Raw genomic sequence first — 24,368 nt, forward strand, 5'->3', positions numbered from 1 at the left:
AACAGCATTGGTCTAGTCCTTGGACGTCTCTAAACAAGTACTAGCAGCAATTGGTCTAGTCTTTAAGGAGGAAAAAGAACGCTCTTTTGCTTAAGCAAAAGAGCGTTCTTTTTTATTTGAGATTAATCCTTCATATAAGGTAACTTTTTAGCATAGCCTTCTTTATTCACTTGACGTGCCCGGGCAATCGCCAAATCTTCTGAAGGGACATCTTCTGTGATAGTTGAACCAGCAGCAGTCACCGCATGATCACCAATCGTGACTGGCGCAACAATGTTCGTTGCAGAGCCAATAAACGCGTGATCACCCACGACTGTTTGGTGTTTATTTTTGCCATCATAATTAACAAAAACAACGCCGCAACCGACATTAATATCTTTGCCTAATGTTGCATCACCAACGTATGTTAAATGGCCCACTTTTGTGCCTTCATCGATTGTTGCATTTTTTACTTCCACGAAGTTACCAATGTGTACGTTTGCCCCCACATCTGCTTTAGGACGTAAATGTGCATACGGACCCACATCGGCCCCCTCGCGAACCACACTTTCTTCAATCACAGACTGTTTAACAACCACTTGATTGCCGATGTGACTATCAACGATTTCTGAATGTGCGCCAATCAAGCAATCTTCGCCAATCACTGTTTTTCCTTTGATAGTGACTCCCGCTTCAATGACTGTGTCTGAACCAATTACCACGCCTTCATCAATATACGTTGTATCTGGATCAATAAATGTAACACCATTTCGCATATGCATTTCATTTAAACGACGATGCATAATTTTATTAGCAGTGGATAAAGCGACACGATCATTTACACCCATTGCTTCGTCAAAGTCTGCCATTTGATAAGCAGCGACAGCTTTGCCTTCTTTTTTCAAAATTTCAATGATATCTGTTAAATAGTATTCCCCTTGTGTGTTGTTTGTATCTGTTTTCGCTAACGCTTCAAACAATGATTCATTATCAAAACAGAAGGTTCCTGTATTAATTTCTTGAACACGTGCTTCTTCTTCACTGGCATCTTTTTGTTCCACGATTCGTTCAACAATGCCCACATGGTCACGAATAATTCGACCATAGCCTGTTGGGTCTTCCGCATGCGCTGTTAAAATAGTCGCACTTGCATTCTTACCTTGATGGTAATCGAATAAATTTTTCAAGGTTTCCGCAGTTAATAACGGCGTATCCCCTGTAATAACTAATGTTGTTCCTTGTTTGCCACCTAATAACTCTTGTGCTTGCATGACTGCATGCCCAGTTCCCAATTGTTCAGCTTGTAAGGCATATTGACTACGTTCGCCTAAATGGCTTTTAATCATTTCCGCCCCGTGTCCAACGATCGTCACGATTTCTGTTGGTTCTGTTTGTTCTACTTGATCTAAAATATGTTCGACCATTGGTTTACCAGCAACTGGATGCAATACTTTATAAAGTTTAGATTTCATGCGTGTTCCTTTACCAGCTGCTAAAATAATTGCGTATCTATTTTCCACGTTTGCCACCTCAAATTAACTAAATTGTTTGATTTTCTTCTAAATCGTCCTCATTATACCTTTTCTAGTTTATCTTACTCTTTTGTCTTTTTCAACAAAATAAGGCATTTAAAAGGTAGACCAATTTATTTTCTCATCTTTTTTTAAAGGAATAAAACAGAAAAAAAGAACCTGAAAATGGAATGGACCATTTTCAGGTTCTTTTTCAAATTATTTCTCTGTGAAATAGTTTCCTGGGACTACGCTAATCGTTTTTGTTTGTGTATCCACATCTTCCACATATAATAGCGAAGTGTAGTCATCGATTGCACGACGGCCATTGAATTTTGACTCAGCAAAAACGGTAATGCCCACAAGTTCTGCTTCAAATTCTTCAATCATACTCTTCATACCATTGACGGTGCCGCCGCCTTTCATGAAGTCATCCACGACTAAAACTTTTGATCCGCGTTTTAAACTGCGTTTTGAAAGTTCCATTTTTTCGATACGTTCTGAAGACCCTGATACATAGTTCACGCTCACCGTTGAACCTTCAGTAATCTTAGAATCGCGACGAACAATCACAAACGGAACATTTAAGTAATAAGACACAGCTTGCGCAATTGGCACTCCTTTAGTCGCAACGGTCATTACCGCATCAATTTGTTTGCCTAAATATTTAGAAGCAATAATCCGGCCCACTTGTCTTAATAAATTCGGTTCCCCAAGTAAATCTGAAAGATAAACATAGCCCCCAGGTAATAAGCGATCTTGTTCTGACAAACGATCACATAAATCCATAATCAACTGCTCCGCTTCCTCATAAGGAATTTCAGGGATAAAGCGGACACCGCCTGCAGCGCCTGGAATCGTTTCTAAAATACCTGTTCCACGTTCTTTAAATGTTTTTTTAACAATTGCTAAATCTTCACTAATGGAAGACTTGGCAGATTGGTATCGGTCAGCAAAATATGTCAAAGAAACCAATGTATGGGGATGATCTAAAAGATATTGGGTCATATCGATTAATCGTTCACTTCTCCGAATTTTCAAATTCGTCACTCCTTTTCATTCTATCGTTCCTTATTATAAGGGGTTTAACCGAAAAATTCGAGGATTTTTTTCAAATAACTGAAAATAGTTCGCCATTTCTTTTAAAAAAAAGAAATAAAGGAGAAAAACTTTCGTTTTTCTCCTTAGTTTCTTTGCATTTTTTGTTTTCGTTGGACCATGACAACCACTCGGCGATAAATATTGACTAATAAGAATAAACCAATAAAAATTAGGGTAATGCTTGCACTCGGTGGTGTTTCCAAATAATACGAGCTAGTCAACCCTGTTAGCATGCCAATCAAGCCCATAAACACACTGATGATAATCACCGTGTTGAAGCCTTTACCAATTCGCATACCTATCGCAGCTGGTAAGACCATAATTGCTGAAATTAACAAGGCTCCCGCGATCGGAATCATCACAGCAATCGCCACACCAGTAATTACATTAAAAAGCATCGACATCCAATGAATAGGTAGCCCATCAACATGAGCAGTATCTTCATCAAATGTTAAAACATACATTGGACGTTTAAATAACATAAACAATAGAACTAAAACTACGAATAAAATTGCCAACATAACCACTTGATCCCACGTAATCGTGACGATGGAACCAAATAAATACGATTGAATACTAGCAGCTGAATTGCCTCCTGTTAAATTCATTAAAACTAACGCCAAAGCCAAACCGCCTGACATTAAAATAGCAATCGAAATTTCTGAATAGGTGCTATAAATCATTCGTAAATATTCTAGAATGATTGCAGCCACAATCACGACAATTAAGGTCATTAAATTAGGATTCCAATTAAAAAAGAAGCCTAGAGCCACACCGGCTAATGACACATGTGAAAGGGTATCTGCCATTAAAGATTGTCGGCGAATAACTAGAAAGACGCCGAGCATTGGAGCAATCACTGAGATAAACAGTGCTGCTAAAAAGGCCTTTTGCATAAATGCATAAGAAAGCATTTCTGCCATACGATTCACTCCTTACCGCTAAAATGAACACTACCATTGTAGCGACGTTTAAGCGAATTAATTTTTTAATTCCTGCTTATTTTTTAAATTTTTCCAACATTTCTTTAAGCCGTTCCTTGGCTTTCGTTATGATCGAGCCAGATAACGTTTTATTGGAAACTTTACGTATACGATTCTTCACTCATATGGAAACAACGCCATTTCGAATCTTCTTTGCGGACAAGACGAATTTGACGATCCACATAGGTTTTGATATCTTCATGATCATGCGTAATCATCAAAATAGCTTTTCCATGTTCATGCGCACTGTGTTGCAACAATTGATAAAATTCGTTTCGCGATTGTTCATCCATACCTGTTGTTGGCTCATCTAAAATAAACAAATCTGGATCGGTCGCAAACACTCGTGCTAAACTAATTCGTTGCTTTTGCCCTCCAGAAAGCTCGCCAATTCGTTTGTGGCGCATTTCCCACATGTCCACTGATTTCAAAGCTTTTTCCACATGAAGATGATCTTTTTTCGTCAACGGTTTGAACCAACGATTTCTGGGAAAGCGACCTGAACGTACTAATTCAATGACGGTGCTAGGAAAGCCCGCATTGAAAGAAGCGACTTGTTGTGGAATGTAGCCAATGCTGATTTTTTCACCAGCACTATTTTTTTTAGCGACCGTAATTTTGCCACTTGTTGGTTTTAATAACCCTAAGGTACTTTTGATCAGCGTTGACTTGGCAGCGCCATTTTCTCCTGTTAAAATAACGAATTCCCCTGGATCAACATAATAAGAAACATCTTCTAAAACAGGTTCATCATCATAATAGAAGGTTAAATTTTCGACTTCAATATAATGCATAAGTTGGCTCCTTTCTGTTGCCAGATTAATGAATGCTTTTTTGTAAAGCAGCGAGGTTTTCTTTCATGACAGACACGTAGTTCTCGCCTGCTTCTTGTTCTTTTTGAGTTAAACTCTCTAAAGGATTCAATACGGCTAATTCGACGCCTGTCTCGTCTGCCAATGTTTTGGCTACTTTTGTAGAAGCCGATGCTTCAAAATAGATCACAGAAACATTGTTTGTTTTAATATATTTTTTTAATTCGGCTAAACGACTTGGCGAAGGTTCTTGGTCTGGAGAAATCCCAGCAATCGGTTCTTGGGTCAAGCCATATTGTTTCGCCAAATAGCCAAATGCAGCATGTTGCGTCACAAAGGTCCGATTTTTAGCGTCTGCAAATGCAGCTTGGTATTCCTTATCTAGCGCAGTCAATTTTTCCAAATAAGCAGCGGTATTTTTTTCAAATACGGCTTTTTTCTCAGGATATTTTTTGATAAGCGCATCCCGAATCGCTGTTACTTCTTTTTGCGCTAACACGGGATCTAACCAGACATGCGGATCCAGTTCGTGGGAATGGTTATGGCCTTCATGACCTTCTTCGCCAGATTCTTCCTCTTCTGTTCCTTGCATCAATTGAATGGATTGACTGGCTTCCACGATTGAAACTTTTTTCGTGTCCAAGTTTTCAATAACATTCGGAACCCAAGTTTCTAGCTCTTTACTATTATAAACAAAGACATCCGCATCAGTAATTTTCGCTAAGTCTTTTGCGCTTGGTTCATAATCGTGTGGTTCCGTTCCAGCTGGAATCAACAGCTCAACCTCTCCCTCATCACCAACGACTTGTTTTGCGAAGTCGTACATCGGATAAAAAGTAGTCATTACCGTGAGCTCTTTCTTCTCTTTTGACGATTGTGTGGGTTGCCCACAGCTAGCTAAAAGAAAAGCACTGATTGCTAAAGTAACGCCGATTATCAAACGGCGGTAGATTTTCGTCATGTTCTGTCCTCTTTTCGATTTACCTATTATAAACCGTAATATTTACGATTTGCCAGGAATAATGTACCAAATGGATCACGGGACGTCAAGGAATAAATTTAAAAAAACAACAGAGCGTGGGACAAAAATCACTTTGGGTTTTTGCTCCACGCTCTGTTGTTTTTATTTATTTCAATGTCCGAACCAAATAAACTTCTTCGCAAAAGCCTTTGAGTCCATTATAAATCCGTTGTGCTCGTGTTTTCTTTTCACATAAAGCAAAGACTGTCGGTCCACTGCCGCTCATCAACGCTGCATCAGCGCCGTACTTCAGCATGCGATCCTTGATTTGTTGCACGATCGGATGTCTGGCAATCGTGACACTTTCCAACGCATTGCCGACCGTCTGGGTCATCCCAGTATAATCACCATTTTCGATGGCTATTCTTAGTCCAGCAATATCTGGATGGTGCAATTCATCTACCGCTAAATCATTAAAAACGGTACTAGTGGATACACTAATTCTTGGTTTAACTAACACAATCCAACATTGAGGCATGGTCGGTAATGTTTCAATTTTCTCCCCACGTCCGTTTGCAAAGGCTGTTCCGCCCCTTAAACAATAAGGAACATCCATACCAATTTGGCTGCCAATTTCACAGAGTTCGTCCATCGTCAACCCCAGATTCCACAGTTTGTTCAAGCCTCGTAATGCTGCGGCACAGTCACTGCTCCCCCCTGCTAAACCAGCTGCCACGGGGATACGTTTTTCAATATATATTTTAATTCCTTTATGAATATTATAGGTACGCTTTAATAAGTCAACTGCTTGATAGACATGATTCCGTCGATCCACGGGTAAAAAAGAGCTGTCCGTTTCAATACGAATGATGTCTTCTTCTAGATTTTCAAAAGTTAAATGATCGGCTAAATCTACACTTGCAAAAATAGATTCAACTTCATGATAGCCATCCACACGTTTATGCAGAACATCTAACCCAAGATTAATTTTCGCAGGAGCTCGTTCGATTATTTCCATCGGTTCCCTGATTCACCTTCCTTAATCTTTTGTCTACCAACATTTTAATCTTTTAGATTCTATCATATGTCCATGAAGAAGTACACCGAAGATTGATCTTTCTCTGACGACAGATGGCTGAAATTAAAAAGAGCTTAGGAACGAAGGGCTCTTCCTTCACTCCTAAGCGGACTTTCTAAATTATACGGCTTGACCGATGAATTCGATTTCAACGGTGCGTGTTAAAACATCTGAATAGCTATAAGATACACGTTCAAATGAGTTCTCGTCTGGATCCAAGTCAACAACAAAAACAGATGGATAAGTCTCCGTTAAGATTCCTTTACGTTCTGTTTGGCGCTTTCTTCCAGTCTGAGCAACTAACATAATTTCACTGCCGATACGGCCTTCCAAATCTTTCTTAATTGACGATAACGTTGTTGGCATTGCATTCACCTCGAGAAACATTATATCACTTTTTTTAAAAAATTTCAAGTTTATCATACTAGAAGTCTGTTTGCAACTACTTTTGCTCGACAAACCGGCTGTTTTGTCGAATTTTTATTCATTTTCTAATGTATATTTCATTTTTGCTTTGGCACGATCATAGGCACTTCGGACAGCTGAAAAAGTTCCCCCACGCACTTTAGCGATTTCTTCTAACGTGTAGCCTTTTAAGTATGCGTTTAAAATTTGTTGTTCCAACGAGGAAAGACGTGTCGGAAAAGCTGCCAATTTTTCTTGAATCATTAATTGACCTAATGGGTCGGTAGCCGCTGTCCCTAAATAGTCCACTAACTCTTCACCAGCGCTTTCTAATCGTTGTTCCAGAGAAATAGACAAGGTATCTGTTCGCCGCTTATAGGCGCATTGATGGCGAATTAAGCTATGTACGTGATTTTCAAAATTTCGTTTAAAAAACTTTCCTAATGATGCTTGTTTTTCTGAATCAAATCGTTCTAACGTCCGAAAGAAGACAATTCGTCCTTCTTGAAGCCAGTCTTCAGTATCATAATCTTTTAAATAGTATTTTTTCATGCACTTATAAATCACTGGCTGATATTGCCCATATAAGGCTTGAAATTGTTCTTGGTCTCCTGCTAATGCTTGTTGAATCTGTTCTAACATAAAAAGCCCTCCTTTTCGATAAACGTATCGAATGATTTAGGAGAGCATAGCATGTTAGAAATTTATGACTTAAGCGAACATTTGTTTAATCTTTTTTTTGAGACAATTCTTCTAGCTTCTCAGAAAGTTTTGATAACTGCTCCACGTTCCATGGAGAATTTCGACGAAATTGCTGGAAATGGATATCTGTTGCATGAATGGCAATCGTCTTTTCTGTTTTCTGGACAGCTTTGTAAAGTTCATTGGCCGAAGTCCGCAATGCACCTTGTGAAAAGACCACCCATTGTTCAGCCAAATCACTCGTTGCGACTGTTACTTGCGTTAAACGATCATTTTTTTCACCAGCTAGACGTTCAATATAACTATCTGCTGTTTCATCTTCTTTGGTGAAAACCACGGTCAAAAGGTACTTTTTGTACGTTTGCTGAATACCTGGGACTAATTGGGCATCAAAGACCACAATGATTTCCAACCCTTCATATTTGGCATAATTGGACAGACGACTAAGAAGCAGTTCACGCGCATCCTCTAAACGCTCTTGCTTTTTCAACTGGACCAATTCTGGCCAAGCACCAATCATATTATAGCCATCAACGATTAACAATTGTTTTTTCATACAATCGCCTTCTTCTATAATGGGTTGCGGCCACGATAGACTTCATACATTAGCAAGCCTGCAGCCACACCAGCGTTTAAGCTTTGAACGTGTCCAGTCATTGGAATCGTTAATAATTCATCCACTTCTTTATGAAGACCTTGACTCATGCCACGACCTTCATTTCCGATGATTAAGGCAATTGCGCCTTGTGTATTCCAGCGACGATAATCCGTCCCAGACATATCTGTACCAAAAATCCAAAATTGATTCTCTTTTAGCGTTGCAATACTTTGCGCTAGATTCGTTACACGAGCCACTGGAATATGTTCCACGGCCCCTGTTGATGCTTTGGTTACGGTTGGTGTAATTCCCACTGCACGATGTTTCGGAATGATAATACCGTCTACGCCTGTCGCATCAGCTGTTCGCAAAATTGAGCCAAAGTTATGTGGGTCCTCTAGACTGTCTAAAATTAGGAAAAATGGTGTTTCTGTCTTTTCTTTTGTTTGTTCCAATAATTCTTCTAAAGTTAAATATTGATACGCCGTGATTGCTAAAACCATGCCTTGATGCACGCCGTGATCACTCATCGTATCTAATTTTGCTTTAGGCACCCATTTGACTGGAACAGCCTGCTCTTTCGCTGCTTGTTTTAATTGCTCAATTTTTTCGCCACGAGCATCTTCTTGTAAAAACAATTTATTCCCGCGTCCTTGCTGCAACGCCTCAACAGTGGCATGGAAACCAAAGACAAAGTTATCTGCTAGCTCTTCTGAGGTTCCATCAGGACCTGCTGTCGCTGGTCGTGGGTTCCGTTCTTTTGAACGCTTATCTGAACGTTCTGGACGTTTCTTACCTTTTTTAAAAGGACGAGATTTTTCATTTTTCATTGGTTTCACCTACTTTCTTGATACACCAGTTAATTAATTCTTCTAAACGTTCTTTTTGTTGTGTTAAATGTAAATAACCCATCAAGGATTCGAAACCGGTCGCTACCCGATAGGTCGTCACATCAGCATTTTTGGCAAAGGTGTGACTTTTCGCATTCCGACCGCGTTTGTACATCACTTCTTCTTCCTCCGTTAGCATTTCTCCCGCTAACATCGCTTGCATTAAGCTTGCTTGGGCTTTTGCTGACACGTAGTGTGTCGCCATGCGATGCAAAACATTCGGTTTCGTTTGTCCTAAGGAAACTAAATAATCACGAATGTAAATTTCATAAATCGCATCGCCAACATAGGCCAAAGCTAAACCGTTTAATTGTTTGTAATCTCTCATTCACTTCTTCTCCATCTCGTTCCTTGCGGAGTATCTTCTAAAACAATGCCTTGTTCTTTTAATAAATCGCGGATTTCATCACTTCGGGCAAAATCACGGTCTTTCCGTGCTTGGTTCCGTTCTTCAATTAACGCATCGACTTGTGCATCCACTAATTCTTCGTTTTTAAAGAATAAACCAAAAATAGCTAACCAGCCACTGAAAAGCTTATCCATCGCCACTAGAATTGGTTCCGAAACTGTCGCTTGTTCACTATACTGATTCATCATCTTCGCTAATTCATAAACGACCGTAATCCCGTTAGCTGCATTGAAATCATCGTCCATTTCCGTAATAAAACGTTGTTCTAATTCGTTTAATTGAGCCAAATAGTGTTCATCCTCTGGCAAACTTGCGACCGCATCTGCTTGTCTAAAACGTAAATTTTCAAACGCATTTTTCAATTTTTGATAATTGGCTGCTGCCTCTTTTAGAGTGCTTTCGCTATAACGAATCGGGCGACGGTACTGGGTGGTGGACATAAAGAAACGTAAAATTTGCGGATCCACTTTTTGAATCATTTCATGAACAGTAATGAAGTTACCTAGGGATTTGCTCATTTTTTCATCGTCTTCACCAATTGTGACATAGCCGTTATGCATCCAGTAATTGGCAAAGGTATGGCCTGTTTTGGCTTCGCTCTGTGCAATTTCATTCTCATGATGTGGAAATTCTAAATCTTGTCCACCGCCATGAATATCAATCGTCTCTCCCAAGTGTTTTGTCGCCATGACAGAGCATTCAATATGCCAGCCGGGACGTCCTTTACCCCAAGGAGAATCCCAAGAAATTTCATCTTCTTTGGCACTTTTCCAAAGAGCAAAATCCAATGGGTCTTCTTTTAATTGTTGTTCAACGCCAGTTCGTTGACTTGCCCCCACTTCTAATTCATCAATCGATTGATGGCTTAATTTACCATAATTAGGGAATTTACGGGTGCGATAATACACATCACCTGCGACCTCATAAGCAAAACCTTTTTCAATTAAAACTTCGATGAAAGCTAAGATATCAGGCATGTGGTCCATCACCCGAGGATGTAACGTTGCTGGTTGGACATTCAATGCTTGCGTGTCTTCTTCAAAGGCTTTGATAAAACGCTCCGCCACTTCCGGCGCAGTAATTTTCAATTCTTTAGCTGCCTTGATAATTTTATCATCGACATCTGTAAAATTCGAGACATAATTCACTTCATACCCACGATATTCAAAATAACGACGAATTGTATCAAAGGCGATCGCACTGCGCGCATTACCGATATGGATATAATTATACACGGTTGGTCCGCAGACATACATCCGAACTTTATGCGCCTCAATTGGCGTAAATACTTCTTTTTCTCTGGTCAATGTATTATAAATTTTAATCATGCCCTTTTTCCACCTTTCTTCCATTTAGACGAACGACTTTCGCAGGAACACCCACAGCTGTAGCATCTGCTGGGATGTCTGAAATAACAACAGCACCCGCCCCAATTTTTGAACGTTCACCAATCACAACTGGCCCTAAAATTTGAGCTCGTGCCGAAATCATCGCTCCTTTTTTCACTGTTGGATGGCGTTTACCCGTATCACGACCGGTCCCACCTAACGTCACTCCGTGAAACAAAACAACATCTTCTTCTATTTCCGCGGTTTCCCCAATCACAATGCCCATGCCGTGATCGATAAAAACCCCCGCACCAATTGTGGCCCCGGGATGAATTTCTACGCCCGTTATGAAACGCCAAAATTGTGCATGAATCTTCGCCAACAAAAACAACTGATGCCTATATAAGAAATGAGACAAGCGATGCCAAAACAGGGCGTGCAAGCCAGGATACGTTAAAAGAACTTCTAGTGTGGTCCGCGCTGCAGGATCGTTTCTTTTAACAGCTGCGACGCTACGTTTCAACCAACTCATAGGGTGAACTCCTTTCTATTATACAAAAATAAAAAACGTCTTTTAAGCAACAAAAAAACGTTGCTTAAAAGACGCCCATGCGTGGTTCCACTTTTCTTCACAAGAACTAGCTCTTGCCTCGATACAGTTAACGCCTGCCGACGTCTTCGGTTACTTTTTTCACCGAAGCCACTCATAGATGCATTTCGACAAAAGATGCTCGCTGTTCTCACCACCCACAGCGTCTCTGAAATCCATCTGATTGTCTACTTCTTCTATTCTTTGTGTTTTTATAACACTTTATTTAAATGATCTAATGCTTTTTCTTTGCCTAATAATTCGATGGTTTCGCCTAATTCAGGACCATGCATTTGTCCAGAAACAGCAATTCGAATTGGCATAAACAAGTTTTTGCCTTTAACGCCGGTTTCTTTTTGGACGGCTTTAATCGCTGCTTTAATACTTGGGACATCGAAAACGTCCAAGGCTTCTAATTGTTCTTTAAACGCCTGTAACACAGTTGGCACTGTTTCTCCTTGCAAGAATTCTTTCGCAGCATCATCTAAAACTGGATGTTCATTAAAGAACAAGTTTGATAGTTCCACAATTTCAGCTGCATAACTCATTTGTGGTTGATACAAGCTAACTAATTGTTTTAACCATTCGATTTTTTCAGGAGATGGATTTTCTTCAACACGACCGTCAGCGACTAAATAAGGAATACACATATCTGTTAGTTCACTTAAGTCCATTTGTTTCATGTATTGATTGTTAATCCATTCTAATTTTTTCGCATCAAAGGCCGCTGGTGACTTGCTTAAGCGTTGTTCATCAAACAATTTAATCAAGTCTTCTTGTGAGAAGATTTCTTCTTCGCCAACAGGAGACCATCCTAGTAAAGCAATAAAGTTGAACATGGCTTCTGGTAAGTAACCTAATTCACGGTATTGTTCAATAAATTGTAAAATTGTTTCATCACGTTTGCTCAATTTTTTGCCAGTTTCTGAATTAATGATTAAGGTCATATGGCCAAAGACAGGTGGTGTCCATTCAAACGCTTCGTAAATCATTAATTGTTTTGGTGTGTTCGCAATGTGATCATCGCCACGTAAAACATGAGAAATTTTCATTAAGTGATCATCTACTGCAACGGCAAAGTTATACGTTGGCATCCCATCGCGTTTTTGGATGACAAAATCGCCACCAATGTTATCTGACTCAAAAGTAATTTCACCTTTCACGATGTCATCAAATTTGTATTCTGTATTACGTGGCACACGGAAACGAATCACTGGTTCTAGACCAGCCGCTTCTTTGGCTGCTTGTTCAGAAGGTGTTAAATTCGCACAAGTGCCTGCGTAGTGAGGCATTTCCCCACGAGCTTGTTGTGCTTCACGTTCTGCTTCTAATTCTTCTGGCGTACAATAACACTTATACGCACGATTGCTACTTAATAATTGATCAATCAATGGTTGGTAAATTTCTTTACGTTCTGATTGACGATATGGACCATATTCTCCCGGATGAGCAGGTGATTCATCCCATTCCATCCCTAACCATGCTAAGTTTTCCAACTGACTTTTCTCGCCGTCTTCGATGTTCCGTTTTTGGTCGGTATCCTCGATACGAATGATAAATTCTCCGTCATTGTGGCGGGCAAATAAGTAGTTAAATAATGCTGTTCTTGCATTCCCAATGTGCAAGTGTCCAGTTGGACTTGGTGCGTAACGCACACGAACTTTCGTCATGTTCATTCCTCTTTCCATTTTTTAAAAACAGACGGTTTAACGTCGTTTTCAGTTATTTTTCCAATAAAGCAACGGCAATTGCGCCGATTCCTTCTTTTTTACCAACAAAGCCCATCGTTTCCATGGTCGTTGCCTTAATGTTCACTTGTGTGACCGCTAAGTGGCAACTCGCGGCTAGATTATTTTTCATCTCTGCCAAGTATGGGCTCATCTTTGGCTCTTCCGCTAAAATTGTACAATCAATATTGCCAATAGTAAAGCCCGACCGCCCAACTTTTTCATTTACTTTTTTTAATAAGTTTACAGAATTCGCATTTTTGAACTGCGGATCGGTTTCGGGAAACAGTTGTCCAATATCACCCAGACCAGCGGCACCAAGGATTGCATCAATAATTGCATGTGTTAAAACATCGGCATCTGAGTGACCTAACAGACCTTTTTCATAAGGAAGAGTAACCCCACCAATAATTAAAGGTCGTTGCGGAACTAATTGATGAACATCAAAACCTTGACCGATTCGAATCATACTAAGTCCTCACTTTGCTTAATTTTTATCGTTTTTAGGATGGTTATCCTTGCGATCATTAATCCCGCGACCCGCGTGCGCCGGTTTGGCAAAAATCATACGCCCAGCTGCGGTTTGTAAAGCACTTGTAACAACCACTTCGATTTGCTCATTCATGTAATGCTGGCCATCTTCTACCACAACCATTGTGCCATCATCTAAGTAAGCGACCCCTTGTTGACGCTCTGTTCCGGCTTTTACAACCATCACATTCATCGTTTCACCTGGAATCACCACTGGTTTCACAGCATTAGCTAAAGCATTAATGTTTAAAACAGGCACATTTTGAAATTCAGAGACTTTATTTAAGTTGTAGTCATTGGTCACAACCACGCCATCTAATAATTTTGCTAATTTGATTAATTTACTGTCTACTTCAGAGATATCCTCGAAATCTCCGTCATACATCTCAACGGAGATACCTTCTTCTTTTTGTAAAGCATTTAAAATATCTAAGCCACGACGACCTCTCACCCGTTTTAAACTGTCTCCAGAATCAGCAATGTATTGTAATTCATATAAAACAAAGTTAGGGATGAGCAAAACACCTTCTAAAAAGCCTGTTTTAGCGATATCGTAGATTCTGCCATCAATGATGACACTGGTGTCTAAAATTTTGTATTTATGGAAGTTGTCTTCCACTTTACGTTCCAACATTTGTCCTTCGGTGTCTTCCGTATTTGCTTTCTTTTGGCGAGGTGTAAAAACTTTTTTCCACTCCTCAATCCGTGTTGTTCCCATTCGGAAACCTAAGTAACCCAGAATAATCATAACTAGAATTGGCAGTAAACTATTCACGACAGGAATTTGTAAGTTGTACATTGGAATGGAGATAATAACGCCAATTGTTAAACCAATGATGGCACCAATACTTCCAAATAATAAATAGGTTAAACTCATTTCATTTAAAGCTGCTTCGATTTTTTTGACAGCGGAAACAATATACTTTGCTAACCCTAAAGATAAAATAAAGAAAATAATTGCACCGATTAATCCGTTCGTAAAGTTATTGTTTAACCAACTGTTATTGCCTTGCTTAGCCATTTCCCAAGCCATTGGGAAAAGAGAAATTCCTAAACTTGCACCAGCAATGATCATCAGCAACGTGATGATTCGTTTTTGCATATAGCCATCCTCCTCGTTTATTTAATAAAGACGTCTAGTGTTGTGGGGCGTACAAAAATCATACGCCACCAACAACCTAAACGGATTATTTCTACTTTCATCATTTAAAAACTTTTCTTAACGTTTCACCAATTGTTGAAACGCCAATAATTTCAATACCTTCAGGCGCTTCCCAGCCACCAAGGTTATTTTTAGGGACATAGACTTTTGTAAAGCCTAGTTTTTGCGCTTCACGCACTCGTTGTTCAATACTATTCACGCGGCGAATTTCACCAGTTAAACCAATCTCACCAATGAAACATTCCGAAGATGAGGTTCCTTTTTCTTTATAGCTAGAAGCAATACTGATTGCTAACGCTAAATCAATAGCTGGTTCATTAATTTTGACTCCACCAGCCGCTTTTAGATACGCATCCTGGTTTTGTAATAAAAGGCCTGCCCGTTTTTCTAAAACCGCCATGATTAAAGAAACGCGATTAAAGTCCAACCCGGTGGTCGTTCGCTTGGCATTGCCAAACATCGTTGGGGTAACTAACGCTTGGATTTCCACCAAAATGGGGCGTGAACCTTCCATTGCTACCACAATTGAAGATCCGGTGGCTCCTTCTAAACGTTCTTCTAAAAAGACCTGAGAAGGATTCATAACTTCAACCAATCCATGTGTCTGCATTTCAAAAATACCAATCTCATTCGTTGAGCCAAACCGATTTTTGACAGCCCGTAAGATTCTAAAGGTGTGATGCTTATCTCCTTCAAAATAAAGAACCGTGTCTACCATATGTTCCAACATCCGTGGCCCTGCGATAGACCCTTCCTTCGTTACGTGTCCGACAATAAAAATGGCAATCCCATTCGTTTTTGCCAGTTTCAATAATTCGGCAGTTGTTTCTCGGACTTGACTGACACTACCAGCAACGCTGGTAACATCTGGCTGCGTCATTGTTTGAATCGAGTCAATAATGACATAGTCTGGTTCTAATTTTTCAATGGCTCGTGATATTTCGTGCATATCTGTTTCTGCGTATAAGTAAAATGTCTCGTTGACGGTGCCTAAACGCTCCGCTCGTAATTTAATTTGCTCAGCACTTTCTTCACCAGAAACATATAAAACCGTGCCACCTGTGGCTGCTAATTGTTGCGATACTTGTAAGAGCAATGTTGACTTACCTATTCCGGGATCGCCACCGATTAAAACTAACGAACCTGGAACAACGCCACCACCTAAAACCCGATTCAGCTCCACTAATTCAGTTTTTACACGAGGCTCTTTTTTAGGTACGACTTCAGATAGCCGTTGTGGTTGTGTCTTTTTACCAGTCAAACTTACTCTAGCACGACGATCAGAAGTATCTTGAATAACCTCTTCCACCATCGAATTCCATTGTCCACAATTAGGACAGCGGCCGAGATATTTTGGAGACACATACCCACAGCTTTGACATTCAAATTGAACTTTTGCTTTTTTTGCCATGTAGAATCTCCTTATCTGTTGTTTATTTTAACATTTATTAAATGGTTTGAATAACGTTGCCTACTGAAAAAATGGGCTTTATTTTTGTCCAGACGAACCAAAACCGCCCGTTCTTTCTGCCTCGACTTGGTCATCATCCGCTAATAAAAACGGCTTAAAAATCCCTTGGCCAATTCGTTCGCCTTTTTCAATGACAACATCTTCATATCCAAAGTTTAAAAATTGGAACATGATATGTCCTTCGTTATTCTCGTTATTATAATAATCACTGTCAATGACTCCGACACCATTCGCTAAAAGTAGGAACCGTTTTAGCGGGTTCGAAGAACGACTCACCAATTCTAAATATTCAGAATCAGGCATATACGCCTTAATTCCTGTTTTAACTAAAATTGGTTTGGGATTTTCTCCAGCTTGTTGTAACTTCCAAAGACTTGGTACAACGACCGTTTCGGCTGCTTGAAAATCATACCCCGCGGCACCTTTTGTTGCTCGTTGTGGGACACTCAAGCCCTCTTCTTGATACTTAGAAATAATCTCAAAACCACGTTGTTTCATATCCATTCTCCCCTACTGTCTAAACTACTCCTATTTTACCATAATCTCTGATACTCTGGTTGTTTTTAGTAAGTTTCTCATTTCTAAAAGCCCAGTTAATCTAGACTACGCAAAAAAGAGGAGAATTTTTGTTTATTTTCCTTCTTTTAGTCTATCATCTTCTCTTAAAATAAACAGACCAAATCCCAAAAAGTCCCAAGATTCCCTCAAAAAGTTCACACTTTCATTAAACTTTCTTTACTATTCATTATTTAGCACTTTCTAGTAGCCGCTGATTTTGTTATAATGAGTGTCAAATTTTACTGTAAAAAGAAACGAGGCACTTATGAGAAACAAACTCCAACAGGCCAAACGAATTGTGATAAAAGTCGGAACCAGTTCTCTGATTTATCCCAATGGCAATATTAACTTAAAAGCAATTGATCAATTAGCCTTTACTTTGAGTGATTTAAGCAACCAAGGCAAAGAAATTATTTTAGTTTCTTCTGGCGCAATTGGTGTCGGACTGAATAAATTAAATCTATCTGTGCGCCCAACGACAATTCCCGAACAACAGGCAGTCGCTGCAGTCGGACAAGCAGAATTAATGAACATTTATAATCAGCGGTTTTCAACCTATAGCCAACAAATGGCACAAGTTTTATTAACACGTGATGTTATTGAATATCCTGAAAGTCGCAATAATGTTACTAATACTTTTGAACAACTGTTAAAAATGAATATTATTCCTATCGTCAATGAAAATGATACTGTCGCAATTGAAGAATTGGATCACTTAACCAAGTTCGGGGATAACGATCAATTGTCTGCCATTGTCTGCCAAATTGTTCAAGCTGACTTGTTAGTTATGTTATCAGATATTGATGGTTTCTTTTCAGATAACCCTACTGTCAACAAAGAAGCCACGTTATTCTCTGAAATCAATGAAATTAATGAAGACTTGTTCCAATTAGCCGGTGGTAAGGGGAGCCGCTTTGGCACTGGTGGGATGTCTAGTAAATTAAAAGCTGCTGAACGTGTGTTAGCTAATCAACAGGCGATGATTTTAGCAAACGGAAAGCAGCCAAAAATCATTTTTGAAATTTTAGAAGGAAAAGATATCGGTACGTTATTTATTAAAGGAGGGCATGAAAGTGACTGATTTAAAGCAACTAGGGCAACAAGCTAAAGAAGCCTCTTATACGCTAGGCTTGATGGATACTCGTCAAAAAAATACTTTGTTAAACAAAATGGCCGCAGCCATTGAAGCCAATGCACCCCGCATTTTACAAGCAAACGCATTAGATTTAGAGCAAGCCGCTACCCACGGAATTTCTGAAACAATGCAAGACCGCTTACGTTTAACAGAAGAACGGATCACAGCGATGGCCGAGGGCATACGCCAAGTCGCTACTTTACCCGATCCAATTGGGGAAGTAGATAAAATGTGGCGCAATGAAGCGGGGCTGTTAATTGGGCAACAACGCGTGCCTTTAGGTGTTATTGGAATCATTTATGAATCGCGGCCAAACGTGACAACAGATGCCGCTAGCCTTTGTTTCAAATCGGGAAATGCTGTTATTCTTCGAGGCGGAAAAGAAGCGTTTCACTCCAATCAGATATTGGTGACAATTTTACAAGAAGCGCTAATCCAACAAGCCGTTTCTCCCCATCTCATTCAATTTGTTGATGATACTTCTAGAGAAACAGCCCAACAACTTATGCGCTTAAATGACTACTTGGATGTCCTCATTCCGCGTGGCGGCGCCAACTTAATCAAAACTGTTTTGACAACAGCAACTGTTCCTGTTATTGAAACGGGCACGGGCAATTGTCATATTTATGTGGACAAAGACGCCCAGTTAACAATGGCAACTGAAATTATTGTCAATGCTAAATGTCAACGTCCTTCTGTCTGTAACGCCGCCGAAACGTTATTAATTCATCAAGAGGTGGCTGAAGCCTTTTTACCAACAATTGAAAAAGCCTTGAAGGAGTTTCACGTGGAACTTCGGGCAGATGAACGTGCGTTAGCAATTTTTGAAGAAGCCATTCCAGCGACTGAACAAGATTGGGAAACGGAATTTCTCGACTTTATCTTAGCAGTGAAAGTCGTTGATTCTTTAGACGAAGCCATCCAGCATATTAATCGCTACAATACAAAACATTCTGAAAGTATTATTAGTGATAATTACTTTGCCACACAACAATTTTTACAACAAGTGGATGCAGCCGCTGTTTATGCGAATGCTTCAACTCGTTTCACGGACGGTTTTGAATTTGGATTTGGCGCCGAAATCGGCATTAGTACGCAAAAATTACATGCCCGTGGACCTATGGGCTTAGCAGAGCTTACTTCGACAAAATACGTTATTTATGGAAATGGGCAAGCACGTTCTTAGAAAGAAAAACCCTTGATTTTTAAATCAAGGGTTTTTCTTTCTCCTCTCCAATGTGCATTTTTACACATAGGATTGTTCACAGTCCCACAATCTATTCTTGATATTTTTTTTGAATCCTCATTATACTTTCTACATACGCTTGTTTCACTTGAACTGGCTCTAAAATTGTCACTTCTTCACCAAAGCCCATAAAATAGTTGGCTAAAAATTGTGTTTCTGTTGGATGAATCTGTCCAACTAAAAAACACTGCGTGGGCGTTTCTTCCAACTGAATATTGTCAAAGCGATGTTTATAAAAAAATTCTTTGCCTTTTTCTGTAATGATTGCTTTAAATGGAATCGTACGTGCCGTCGTTTGTTGATGGCGATACGATTCTTTCAGTTCTTCAGTCGTAAAATCCAGTGTTTGGTTTAACTGCTGAATAGCCTCCATAAAATCACAGCGGTAAGTACGCCAAGCCTTTTTAGTCACATCATAGCCTGAACAATACCAATACCCTTCTAAAATAGTTAACCGGGTTGGTAAGATTTTTTTCGTTGTTGCTTCATATCTGGTATAGTTAAACTGAATTACTTGTTGCGCCAAAATACAATGAAACAGCTGCTCTAAATTGCCTGGTGCTTCTACTTGTTCAATTCCTTCGTAATAGACGACCTTACTCATTTGACTGATTTTAAATTGGGTTGGTTCATCTAAAGAATGCAATAATTTTTGCTTAATTTGCTGATAGGAATGACCAAACGGTGACTCTGCGACTAATTTCAGTAATTGTAACGAAAAAAAGATCGCTAACACTTCATTTTCGTTAAAATAAATCGGCGGCAACAACGGTTTGTTTAAAACTCGATAGCCACCATAACGACCATTCTCCACATATAGCGGCACGCCTAAATTTTCCAAAGCTTCAATATCCCGCAAAGCTGTGCTTTTAGAAATCCCAAAAGTTTTCATTAACTGATTTAAATTAAACTGAGGATGGGTTCTCAAGAAAAAAAGTTCCTGATTTAAACGTTCTGATTTTTTCATTTTTCCCTCCATCGGTGTCACTTTTTGACACCTTTTATTGTTATGCTTATCTTATCAATCTTAGGAGGTTCAAACAATGAAAAACACACAATTTGCCCTTTTTATGGTCTTAAATGGACGAGCAACGGAAGCCTTGACGTTTTACCAAGAAGCCTTTGCTGGTGATATTCTTTTTAAAATTACTAATCAAGAATTTAAAGAGCGTTTAAATCCTTCTTTGACCATTCCCGCTGACGAAGAACACTGGCTTTCTCACTCGATTTTACAAATGGACACTTTTCAATTACAACTAGCTGATAATCCTTTGTTTGCAGGAATGAATACCACGCCCACAGAACAATTGACCCTCAGCTTAACCGTCAATAGCCGTCACTCTGCCAAAACAATTTTTGAAAAACTCACGCGCCATCCCGAATCCTGTATTATCCAAGAACCAATTGAAAATGAATTTGCAACATTTTATGCGATTGTGAAAGATCCTTTTGGTTTAGTCACTCAAATTACTCAAGAAAAACAAGCAGATCCTACCAAGAAAGGAAGTTAGCCGAAGAATGCGAACCTATGAATCAAAAGAAGCCTTGATTGAGACCATTCAAATAGCTTCACAAAAATATTCAGCTGAATTTGCAGAAATTCCTGAAACACTTAAAGATCACCGAATTGAAACAGTAGCTAAAACACCTTCAGAGAACTTAGCCTATCAATTAGGTTGGCTCAACTTGCTGCTTTCTTGGGAAGAACAAGAACAACGTGGTCTGACCGTTCAAACGCCAGCTGAAGGCTATAAATGGAATCAACTGGGCTCTCTCTATCAATCATTTTATCAAACCTATGGACAAATGAGTTTAGAAAGTCAGCTGATTGCGTTGCAAGACACCTTAGAAAAATTACTTCATTGGATTGACTCGCTTTCCGAAGACGAATTATTTTTACCTCAACAACGGGCTTGGGCGACCACCAAAGCACAATGGCCTCTTTGGAAATGGATTCACATTAATAGCGTTGCCCCTTTTACTAGTTTCCGAACGCAAATTCGCAAATGGAAAAAAGCGTGTCTTTAAAAAGTTATCCACATTTTTTCAAAAAAAGCTTGACAAGCATTTTTAAATTCTCCACAGAAAACTTTGTGGATGAAATTTCTTATTTTTTCCAAAAAACTTTTCCACAGTGCTTATTTGTTCGACATTAAATCTTTGTAAATTCTAGAAAAAAGAAGATGAAAACGTTGTTTTAATAACGTTTTCATCTTCTTTCAACTTTAGGGCTTCCTTTTCTTTTAGCAAGCAGGACTTCTGAACTTGCGTCTATTTTTTTTAGCAACTCGAAAACTTATCCTTGTGGATAAACCGAGATAAAAAGCTTTTTTGTGGTTTTCAACAGAGTTATGCACAAAGTTATCCACAGGGCGTTTTCAGCAATTTTTCGGAGAATATTCGTTGTTTAATCTGGTGATTTAGCATTTGAATGTCAATCCCTTACTACTAATTCTTCTTCACTCCACCCTTAGGATCCTAATAAAATTTTAAAGTTTTTCTTCTATTGGTACATCAAATAAAGAGTATGATAAACTATAGGTACTTTCGAAAAATCAGGTGAGGTTATTTATGAAAAATAAAAGTAGGCAGTTTTTAAAAAACAACTGGCCTTATATGTTAGCCAGTTTCTTCATTCCATTTTTAATTATGGCAATTATCTATTTGAGTATTGGGATTTATCCAGGAAGTAGTCGCAGTGTTTTAGCCAGCGATGCCTTTTCTCAATTTTCAAACTTTCACGCAAGCTTTAACAATGTTCTTCATGGAAAACAAAGTCTTTTCTATACGTGGAATGCTTCTTTGGGACTAAACTACTTGTCCTTAATTTCCTATTATCTTGGTGGCTTATTTACGCCGCTCGTCTTTTTCTTTAACAATCAAAACATGCCTGATGCGCTCTATTTCCTAACATTGTTGAAAATTGGGAGTGCTGGCTTGAGTTTTTGGTTCTTGGCAAAACAAACCTTTAAGATTCCTAAATGGTCCCATGTGACTTTAAGTGTGTCTTATGCGCTAATGTCCTTCATTGTGGCCCATTCAGAATTAATTATGTGGCTGGATGCCTTTATTTATCTGCCACTCGTAATTTTAGGAATTCATCGTTTAATGGACCAACGAAAACCGACATTATTGTTTGTCAGTTATTTCTTGCTTTTCATTACAAATTATTATTTTGGCTTTATGATTGGGTTGTTTTCCTTCCTGTACTATTTTGCACGAACGTTTACAGACTGGCAACGATATAAATCTCGAATCGTTGCGTATTTTACTACTTCTCTTTTAGCTGGTGGAGCATCTATGATTATGGTTTTACCTGCTGTCTTAGATTTACGAACCAATGGTGAAACTCTTTCTGAAATTACAACCTTTAAAACAGAAGCGACTGCCTTTTTAGATATTATTATGAAAAATATGATTGGCGTTTACGATACAACCAAATATGGGTCCATTCCTTTTATTTACATTGGGTTGTTGCCTTTGATTTTTTGTCTCTTCTATTTCGTTACGAAAGAAGTTCCATTGAAAAACAAACTACTTTTTGGCAGTTTGTTTGTCCTATTGATTGCTAGCTTTTACATCACGCCCTTAAATTTATTCTGGCACGGCATGCATGCGCCGAACATGTTTCTTTTTCGCTATAGTTTCCTCTTTTCATTCCTAGTTATTTTGCTTGCTGGTTATGGTTGGGAAAAATTTGAAAAGGATGATCTCGGCGTCTTAAGCGGCTTGATTTTGATTCTTTTAGCAATTTTTGCTCTTGCAATGGGCACAAAAGGTGCTACTAGTTATACGTATGTGACTTTAACCTCTTTCGTATTAACGGCAACTTTTTTACTATCATACTTTTTCGGGATTGCTTTTTATCAATTGAAAAAAGCGCCTATGCAATACTTAGTGATTTTGTTATTGCTGCTCGTTTCTGGTGAAGCAATCATTAACACACGGGCGATGGTCACTGGTATTTTAGATGATTGGAACTACGCATCACGAAGCTTGTATTCTGAGCCTTATCCTGACTTAAAAAATCTAGTCGATCAAACAAAAAAAGAAAATGATACCTTTTACCGCTTGGAAAATTTAAATGGTGTTTCGGCCAATGACGGCATTAACTATGGCTACAGTGGCATTAGCATGTTTTCTTCCGTACGGAACCGACATTCTTCAACGTACCTAAACGCCTTAGGTTTCCGCTCGCGAGGCACGAATTTAAATATTCGTTACCAAAATAATACCTTGTTAATGGATGCTTTGATGGGCATTAAATACAATATTGCTGAAAATAATCCAATGAAATTCGGCTTTGAACGGCAAGCAGCTGCTGGTAAATATCAGCTTTATCGTAACGAAAATGCTTTGCCGTTAGGATTTTTAGCAGACAAAGAGATTTACAATGTTCGGCAACCTCTCAATGATAATTTAGGTAGTCAAACAAATTTACTAAATGCTTTAGCCAATACCAATGAACGGTATTTTACCTTTTATCAACCAACGATGACGCTTCAAAATAACGTGACAATTACGCAAAATACAGCTGGCGTAACTTTTACGGAGAAACAACATAACGTAGCCAAAGAGATTTCTTATACAGTCAATGTGCCCGCCAATACGCAAGCTTATTTGAGTTTATTCCCAACGGATTTTGCTCAATTGGAAAGTTCCACTGCGACGGTCACCGTGAACGGCTCAAGTCAGCAATCACAAATTGGCATTACTGGCCAATATTATAATTTAGGCTACTATCCAAAAGATACAACTGTTAACTTCAAAGTAAGTTTTTATGGAACCAAAGCAGTAAGTTTTGTTCAGCCGCAAGTGGTTGGCTTAAATACCAATGCATTTGAAAAAGCCATTTCCGCCGTGCAAGAAAAAGGCGTTGATTTAACAACTGGCAAACGCTCTGCTTCAGGTACCTTTACCGCCGACAAAGATCAAGTACTCGTCACTACAATTCCTTATGACAAAGGTTGGCGTATCAAAATTGACGGCAAAAAAGTTACCCCAAAAGCCTTTAAAGATGCCTTTCTAAGCGTTCCTGTCAGCGCTGGAACCCATACTATTCAGTTCTCTTATTTACCAGAAGGATTGATTCCTGGCATCGTGTTATTCGTTCTATGTACTGGTGGTTTCGTTGCCTACGTAACCTTGATTCCTGCTAGACGAAACCGTAAAAAAGAAGACAAATAAAAAAT

Annotated in this window: 24 protein-coding genes and 1 other annotated feature; of the genes, 5 read left to right on the top strand and 19 right to left on the bottom strand. The window is 39.1% G+C overall.

Translation table 11 applies throughout. The features are described 5' to 3' along the window. Positions 1-122: 122 nt before the first annotated feature. The 18 genes from glmU to AB1I62_RS13955 form a co-directional block, all read right to left on the bottom strand. Positions 123-1,508, bottom strand: a complete 1,386-nt coding sequence (glmU, locus tag AB1I62_RS13870; protein WP_002356067.1) for a bifunctional UDP-N-acetylglucosamine diphosphorylase/glucosamine-1-phosphate N-acetyltransferase GlmU — start codon at positions 1,506-1,508, stop codon at positions 123-125. A 201-nt stretch (positions 1,509-1,709) separates the two neighbouring features. Next, complete coding sequence (gene purR / locus AB1I62_RS13875) at positions 1,710-2,531, bottom strand: pur operon repressor (protein ID WP_002381336.1); 822 nt, start codon at positions 2,529-2,531, stop codon at positions 1,710-1,712. A 143-nt stretch (positions 2,532-2,674) separates the two neighbouring features. Continuing rightward, positions 2,675-3,514: a metal ABC transporter permease gene (locus AB1I62_RS13880; protein WP_002383493.1), complete on the bottom strand. Its 840-nt coding sequence runs from the start codon at positions 3,512-3,514 to the stop codon at positions 2,675-2,677. A 161-nt stretch (positions 3,515-3,675) separates the two neighbouring features. After that, a complete protein-coding gene (locus AB1I62_RS13885; protein WP_002356064.1) occupies positions 3,676-4,368 on the bottom strand; it encodes a metal ABC transporter ATP-binding protein in 693 nt (230 codons plus the stop codon). A gap of 25 nt (positions 4,369-4,393) precedes the next feature. Then, on the bottom strand, positions 4,394-5,347 hold the full coding sequence (locus tag AB1I62_RS13890; protein ID WP_367019358.1) for a metal ABC transporter substrate-binding protein: 954 nt from the start codon (positions 5,345-5,347) through the stop codon (positions 4,394-4,396). 166 nt (positions 5,348-5,513) lie between these two features. Continuing rightward, positions 5,514-6,365, bottom strand: coding sequence for a 4-(cytidine 5'-diphospho)-2-C-methyl-D-erythritol kinase (gene ispE / locus AB1I62_RS13895; protein ID WP_002379846.1), 852 nt, complete (start codon positions 6,363-6,365; stop codon positions 5,514-5,516). 180 nt (positions 6,366-6,545) lie between these two features. Then, positions 6,546-6,848 (bottom strand): Veg family protein, encoded by a 303-nt coding sequence (locus AB1I62_RS13900; RefSeq protein ID WP_002383497.1) that lies wholly within the window; start codon positions 6,846-6,848, stop codon positions 6,546-6,548. A 57-nt stretch (positions 6,849-6,905) separates the two neighbouring features. Further along, a complete protein-coding gene (locus tag AB1I62_RS13905) occupies positions 6,906-7,472 on the bottom strand; it encodes a sigma-70 family RNA polymerase sigma factor (RefSeq protein ID WP_002356059.1) in 567 nt (188 codons plus the stop codon). Positions 7,473-7,557: 85 nt separating this feature from the next. Then, on the bottom strand, positions 7,558-8,088 hold the full coding sequence (locus AB1I62_RS13910) for an NYN domain-containing protein (RefSeq protein ID WP_002356058.1): 531 nt from the start codon (positions 8,086-8,088) through the stop codon (positions 7,558-7,560). A gap of 14 nt (positions 8,089-8,102) precedes the next feature. Continuing rightward, the gene (gene rlmB, locus AB1I62_RS13915; RefSeq protein ID WP_048738038.1) at positions 8,103-8,960 is read right to left on the bottom strand and encodes a 23S rRNA (guanosine(2251)-2'-O)-methyltransferase RlmB; all 858 of its coding nucleotides are present in this window, start codon (positions 8,958-8,960) and stop codon (positions 8,103-8,105) included. Next, the gene (locus AB1I62_RS13920; protein ID WP_002356056.1) at positions 8,950-9,348 is read right to left on the bottom strand and encodes a Mini-ribonuclease 3; all 399 of its coding nucleotides are present in this window, start codon (positions 9,346-9,348) and stop codon (positions 8,950-8,952) included. Before AB1I62_RS13920 ends, rlmB begins: the two co-directional genes overlap by 11 nt. Continuing rightward, a complete protein-coding gene (cysS, locus tag AB1I62_RS13925; RefSeq protein ID WP_010709112.1) occupies positions 9,345-10,757 on the bottom strand; it encodes a cysteine--tRNA ligase in 1,413 nt (470 codons plus the stop codon). The genes AB1I62_RS13920 and cysS overlap by 4 nt, the downstream gene beginning before the upstream one ends. Then, positions 10,750-11,289, bottom strand: a complete 540-nt coding sequence (epsC, locus tag AB1I62_RS13930) for a serine O-acetyltransferase EpsC (RefSeq protein WP_002356054.1) — start codon at positions 11,287-11,289, stop codon at positions 10,750-10,752. Before epsC ends, cysS begins: the two co-directional genes overlap by 8 nt. 64 nt (positions 11,290-11,353) lie before the next feature. After that, positions 11,354-11,560, bottom strand: a binding site (T-box leader). Further along, positions 11,559-13,016 (bottom strand): glutamate--tRNA ligase, encoded by a 1,458-nt coding sequence (gene gltX, locus AB1I62_RS13935; RefSeq protein WP_010707928.1) that lies wholly within the window; start codon positions 13,014-13,016, stop codon positions 11,559-11,561. (Overlaps the previous feature by 2 nt.) 52 nt (positions 13,017-13,068) lie before the next feature. After that, on the bottom strand, positions 13,069-13,542 hold the full coding sequence (gene ispF / locus AB1I62_RS13940) for a 2-C-methyl-D-erythritol 2,4-cyclodiphosphate synthase (RefSeq protein WP_104859592.1): 474 nt from the start codon (positions 13,540-13,542) through the stop codon (positions 13,069-13,071). A gap of 18 nt (positions 13,543-13,560) precedes the next feature. Further along, entirely contained in the window at positions 13,561-14,706 is a 1,146-nt protein-coding gene (locus tag AB1I62_RS13945; protein WP_002368622.1) for a PIN/TRAM domain-containing protein, read from the bottom strand. A gap of 100 nt (positions 14,707-14,806) precedes the next feature. After that, the gene (gene radA, locus AB1I62_RS13950; RefSeq protein ID WP_002356050.1) at positions 14,807-16,177 is read right to left on the bottom strand and encodes a DNA repair protein RadA; all 1,371 of its coding nucleotides are present in this window, start codon (positions 16,175-16,177) and stop codon (positions 14,807-14,809) included. Between the two features lie 78 nt (positions 16,178-16,255). After that, on the bottom strand, positions 16,256-16,741 hold the full coding sequence (locus AB1I62_RS13955) for a dUTP diphosphatase (RefSeq protein WP_002359232.1): 486 nt from the start codon (positions 16,739-16,741) through the stop codon (positions 16,256-16,258). 319 nt (positions 16,742-17,060) lie between these two features. Between AB1I62_RS13955 and proB the strand changes: the two genes are divergently transcribed. After that, positions 17,061-17,876 (top strand): glutamate 5-kinase, encoded by an 816-nt coding sequence (gene proB / locus AB1I62_RS13960; RefSeq protein WP_002389550.1) that lies wholly within the window; start codon positions 17,061-17,063, stop codon positions 17,874-17,876. After that, positions 17,863-19,116, top strand: a complete 1,254-nt coding sequence (locus AB1I62_RS13965) for a glutamate-5-semialdehyde dehydrogenase (protein ID WP_025186428.1) — start codon at positions 17,863-17,865, stop codon at positions 19,114-19,116. Before proB ends, AB1I62_RS13965 begins: the two co-directional genes overlap by 14 nt. A gap of 91 nt (positions 19,117-19,207) precedes the next feature. Here AB1I62_RS13965 and AB1I62_RS13970 read toward each other — a convergent pair whose 3' ends face one another. Next, complete coding sequence (locus AB1I62_RS13970) at positions 19,208-20,155, bottom strand: YafY family protein (RefSeq protein WP_002389777.1); 948 nt, start codon at positions 20,153-20,155, stop codon at positions 19,208-19,210. 64 nt (positions 20,156-20,219) lie between these two features. On the opposite strand from AB1I62_RS13970, the gene AB1I62_RS13975 reads away from it, so the two are divergent. The 3 genes from AB1I62_RS13975 to AB1I62_RS13985 all read left to right on the top strand — a co-directional run bounded on the left by AB1I62_RS13975 (position 20,220) and on the right by AB1I62_RS13985 (position 24,363). Further along, positions 20,220-20,687 (top strand): VOC family protein, encoded by a 468-nt coding sequence (locus AB1I62_RS13975; protein ID WP_104859522.1) that lies wholly within the window; start codon positions 20,220-20,222, stop codon positions 20,685-20,687. A 7-nt stretch (positions 20,688-20,694) separates the two neighbouring features. Continuing rightward, positions 20,695-21,204 carry a ClbS/DfsB family four-helix bundle protein gene (locus AB1I62_RS13980; RefSeq protein WP_104859523.1) on the top strand — a complete coding sequence of 170 codons (510 nt, stop codon included), beginning with the start codon at positions 20,695-20,697 and terminating at the stop codon, positions 21,202-21,204. A 543-nt stretch (positions 21,205-21,747) separates the two neighbouring features. Then, positions 21,748-24,363, top strand: a complete 2,616-nt coding sequence (locus AB1I62_RS13985; RefSeq protein ID WP_367019360.1) for a YfhO family protein — start codon at positions 21,748-21,750, stop codon at positions 24,361-24,363. The last annotated feature ends 5 nt before the right edge of the window (positions 24,364-24,368 follow it).

This window comes from Enterococcus sp. AN402 (assembly GCF_040719405.1).
Lineage (GTDB): Bacteria > Bacillota > Bacilli > Lactobacillales > Enterococcaceae > Enterococcus > Enterococcus faecalis.